Raw genomic sequence first — 4035 nt, 5'->3', positions numbered from 1 at the left:
GGGAGCGGGGTCTGGTGCCGTGCATCGCAAGGCGGAGGAGGGCGCCATGGCGGAGCCATGGCAACCGACGACAACGCGGCGAGGCGCGGTGCCAGACCCCGCGAGCCCGGCATGATCCGAACGAGAGGCCCTAGCCGCCTGACGACCGGGATCCCACCGAACCGGGAAGCCCCAGGGCCCCCGGAGGACGGTCCCCGAGGGCCCTGGTCGGCCGGCTGGAGTCACTGCGCGGCCGGGACCGCTCGCCCCTCCGCTCCCGTGGCCGGCCCGGGAGTCAGCAGCCGCTCGGCCAACTCGCCGAAGGCCAGGCCGAATCCACCCCACAGGACGGCCTGGACGGCCAGGGCGGACAGTCGGAACCGCCACAGCAGGGTGGCCGGGAAGTCCTTCGGGACCTCGTCGACGGCGGGCAGGAACCCGTAGGCCACACCGATCGCGGCGGCGAACGCGGCCACCGCGAGCACCGTCGCCCACCAGGTGCCCAGCCGGGGCGACAGCCGCTTGCCGAGGAGGGTGGCGGCGATCGCCAGGAGGACGCTGAGCAGCATCATCAGGAAGTACAGGGTGGTCCGCCTGCCGATGGTGCCGGGGTCGCCGACCGACGGCGGGTTGGCGGGGTACTTCAGGAACGGCACGACGTACACGACGAGCAGCGCGCAGCCCGACAGCAGCAGGGCCGTGGCGCGTGGGCCGGACCGGCCGATCCGGCCGAGCGCGAAGCAGAAGGCGAGCGCGGCGATGCCGCCGAAGGCGACCCCGTAGAGGAGGACTCCGGTGGCGAGTCCGGCGGTGGACTGCAGGGAGCGGGAGACGACTTCGACCTCGTGCTCGTGGGCGTGGGCGTTCTCGAACCCGATCGCCTTGTCGACGTTCGGCTCACCGAGGAAGTAGGCCGTGATCAGGGCGAGCGCGCCGGCCGCGAGGCCGGCGAGCATGCCCCGTACGAGGAGGTTCCGTACGGTTGCGGAGTTCATGGGTGCGCGCGGTCCCCTCGCGTCAGTGGCAGGGGAAGCCGAGCAGGTGGCGTGCGTCGTGCACCCATTCGTGGACGTCCGTGCCGTCGAACACGGAGGTGGCGCCCTGTTCGGCGCCGACGAAGTACAGCAGGATCAGCATGAGGATGCCGAAGAAGACCGCCCAGGGAGCTGTCGCCTTCAGCGGCAGCTTGGCGGGGACGGCGGGAGTGGTGGCTGTCGGCCGGGCTACGGTCTGCGCCATGGCAGGACCTCCTCTGGGAGTTCGCGTCCCATCTCGGTGGTGCACAGGACGACGGCCCCGGGTCTGACTCACGGGCACCCCGGTGGGGCCCGCATACAGTGGCGCGACCGTGCCGGGTTCTCACCGGCTTCCGTCGTACCGTCGTCGATTCGGACAGACCGTACCGCGCGACCGGCACCCGGCCAAGACCGCACCCCCGCGCACTCGGCCAGGACCGCACCCGCGCACCCGGCCGAGACCGCACCCCGCACGGCCCGGGGCTCAGGGATCCGCGCGCCGGCGGGGTGGTGTGAAGGCGTACAGGTCGAGGACGTCCGGCACGGGAGCCACGCCGGGGCCGCCCGCGCGCACCCAGGTGACGATGTCCTCGGTGGCGTCCGGATCGTTGACGAGCCCCAGCCAGACCGGGCGCGCGCCGGCGGCCCGGCCGGCGGCGGACGGCTGTACGACGATGACGTTGGCCCGGTCGCAGACGTCGAGGCAGTCGGAGACCCGCACGGGCACCTCGGCCCGCAGCCGCGCGGTCTGCGCCGCGTGGTCGACGCCGGTCACCTTGGGGCTGCCGCAGCAGCAGTCCCGGCACACCACGACCCGGCACGGCGCCGCACCGGTTCCCTTCGCCGTCTCGCCCGCCGTTGCTCCCGCCGGCCTGTCGGGCACGCCGCGCCACTCCCCTCCCCGGGAGGTCGGCCCGGGACTCGATCCAGCAGGTGATCATCCTTTCATCTCCGGCGACGGATCGTCACCCGGCCGCCGCACGGCGGGTCACCCGTCGGCGGGAACCCCGTCAGTCACTCGAAATGAGTAATGACGGAACGTGCACCCCTTGTGCCGACTGGCCGCTCCCCCGTTCGGAGTTGCAGCCGTACGAGGGACATGAGTCCGTTGGTGTCGTGTCCTGCCGGATCTCACTCAGGAGGAGACACATGGGCACCAACCACAACGGCCTGTCGGCCGAGAAGCTGAACGTCGTCTTCGCCGTCCGCGTGGTCGAGGGCGGCGAGCAGGGCTTCCTGGATCTGTACGAGCACCTCCGGAAGTCCGTGTCCAACACCCCGGGCCACATCGTCGAGCGGCTCGGAGAGCCCGTCGACGGCTCCCGCCAGTGGGTGATCACCAGCGAGTGGCGGTCGGCCGAGGACTTCTTCGCCTGGCAGCAGAGCGAGGAGCACCAGGAGCTGGTGGCCCCGCTGCGCCAGTGGGTCGACCAGCGGCAGTCGATGCGGTTCCGGATCGTCAAGGAGACCAAGGGGGTGTCCGCATGACGGGCACCGTCAACGGCCCCGTCGCCGTCCTCGGTCTCGGCACGATGGGCGCCGGCCTGGCCGGTCGCCTCCTCGACCAGGGGATACAGGTCCGGGTCTGGAACCGTACCCCGCAGCGCACCGGGCCGCTCGCGGAGGCGGGCGCCCACGTCGCCGCCCACCCCGCCGACGCCGTGGCGGGCACGAGTGCCGCCCTCTGCGTCGTGGCCGACGGCGAGGCCCTGGGCGCCGTGCTGCACGGGCCGCACGGCGTGCTGGCCGACGGCCCGTACCCCGGCGTCCTGATCTGCGCCAGCACCGTCGCCCCCGACGAGGTCGTGCAGATCGCCGGTGAGGCGCCCTCCGTCCTGGACGTCGGCATGCTCGGCAACCGCGACCACGCCCGCGACGGAGAGCTGCGGCTGTTCGCCGGCGGGGACAAGCGCGTCTTCGACGCCGCCCGTCCGCTGCTGGGGACGCTGGGCAAGGAGGTCGTCCATCTGGGCGCACTCGGGTCTGGCATGCGGATGAAACTGCTCCTCAACCTGCTGATGGGCATAGAGGTGCAGGCCCTGGCCGAGGCCACCGAACTGGCGCAGGCCTGTGGCCTGGACCGGCAGCTGGTCCTCAAGACCATCGCGGGCAGCGGCTTCGCCTCGCCGGTCATGGCGTTCAAGTCCCGGCGCCTGGCCTCCGGCCGCTTCGACGAGCCGGACTTCCGGCTGCGGCTGATGGCGAAAGACCTCATGCTCGCTTCCAAGCAGGCGGCGACAGTCGGCCTGAGCCTGCCGTTGGCGACCGCCGCGGCGGAGACCCACGTCCGCGCCACCGAGCAAGGACTGGGCGACCAGGACTGTGCCGCGGTCACCCGCGCACTCGCACCGAAACCGGATACCGACACGTGATCATCGACATCCACGGGCATCTGTCCCCACCGGAAGCGGCCGCACGCTTCCCCATGCCCCCGAGCCTGACCGACGTCGACGGCATGCTCGCCGCCCGCGCCGAGGCCGGGATCGACCTCACCATCATCGGCAGCCCCGTCGGGGCCGGCGCGATGGCGCGCGTGCCGGGCGTCGACAACTACGCCCAGCCCCGCGACCGGCTGCGCGCCTTCCACGCCTGGATGTCGGGGCTGATCCGCAGGTTCCCGGACCAGTTGCGCGGCTACGTGTACGCCAACCCCTTCGGGGACGACGATCACCTCGAAGGGGTCCGGGAAACCCTCGCGGACCCGGGCTTCGTCGGTCTGATCACCACGTCCAGCGTGCACGGCGAGCTGCTCGGCTCGCCCCGCGCCGACTCCTTCTTCGCGCTGGCCGCGGAGGCGGGGGTGCCGGTGCTGGTGCACGCCCCGGCCGAACCGGCCGGCACGGAACGGGTGGCCGAGACCGGGTTCGTCGAGCAGATCGGCCGCTTCGGCGACGTCACGATGGGCATGGCCATGATCGCGTTCGCGGGGTGGCTGGACAAGTACCCGGGTCTGCGGTTGATCGGCGCGACCGGCGGCGGCGCGATGGCGCTGCTGCCGGAGCGCCTGCAGACGGCGGCGCGCCCCCGGCACTGGGCCGGG

General features: G+C 72.5%; 6 protein-coding genes and 1 riboswitch. Of the genes, 3 read left to right on the top strand and 3 right to left on the bottom strand.

Annotated elements, in window-relative coordinates; translation table 11 throughout:
* Positions 1-221 precede the first annotated feature (221 nt).
* From ABZV94_RS40595 to ABZV94_RS40585, 3 genes are all read right to left on the bottom strand, one after another.
* Entirely contained in the window at positions 222-974 is a 753-nt protein-coding gene (locus ABZV94_RS40595; protein ID WP_356349973.1) for a CbtA family protein, read from the bottom strand.
* Positions 975-996: 22 nt separating this feature from the next.
* Positions 997-1218, bottom strand: a complete 222-nt coding sequence (locus ABZV94_RS40590; RefSeq protein WP_356349971.1) for a CbtB-domain containing protein — start codon at positions 1216-1218, stop codon at positions 997-999.
* 35 nt (positions 1219-1253) lie between these two features.
* A riboswitch (cobalamin riboswitch) is annotated at positions 1254-1376 on the bottom strand.
* A 103-nt stretch (positions 1377-1479) separates the two neighbouring features.
* On the bottom strand, positions 1480-1878 hold the full coding sequence (locus ABZV94_RS40585) for a (2Fe-2S) ferredoxin domain-containing protein (protein WP_356349968.1): 399 nt from the start codon (positions 1876-1878) through the stop codon (positions 1480-1482).
* 266 nt (positions 1879-2144) lie between these two features.
* Between ABZV94_RS40585 and ABZV94_RS40580 the strand changes: the two genes are divergently transcribed.
* The 3 genes from ABZV94_RS40580 to ABZV94_RS40570 form a co-directional block, all read left to right on the top strand.
* A complete protein-coding gene (locus tag ABZV94_RS40580) occupies positions 2145-2483 on the top strand; it encodes an antibiotic biosynthesis monooxygenase family protein (RefSeq protein ID WP_356349965.1) in 339 nt (112 codons plus the stop codon).
* Positions 2480-3367, top strand: coding sequence for an NAD(P)-dependent oxidoreductase (locus ABZV94_RS40575; RefSeq protein ID WP_356349963.1), 888 nt, complete (start codon positions 2480-2482; stop codon positions 3365-3367). The genes ABZV94_RS40580 and ABZV94_RS40575 overlap by 4 nt, the downstream gene beginning before the upstream one ends.
* A partial coding sequence (locus ABZV94_RS40570) for an amidohydrolase family protein (RefSeq protein WP_356349961.1) occupies positions 3364-4035 on the top strand: 672 nt, incomplete at its 3' end. The genes ABZV94_RS40575 and ABZV94_RS40570, both read left to right, overlap by 4 nt.

Origin of the sequence: Streptomyces sp. NPDC004658, from assembly GCF_040609555.1 — a bacterium.
Lineage (GTDB): Bacteria > Actinomycetota > Actinomycetes > Streptomycetales > Streptomycetaceae > Streptomyces.
Note: the sequence above shows the minus strand (reverse complement) of the source record. Positions and strands in the feature narration are given on the sequence as shown.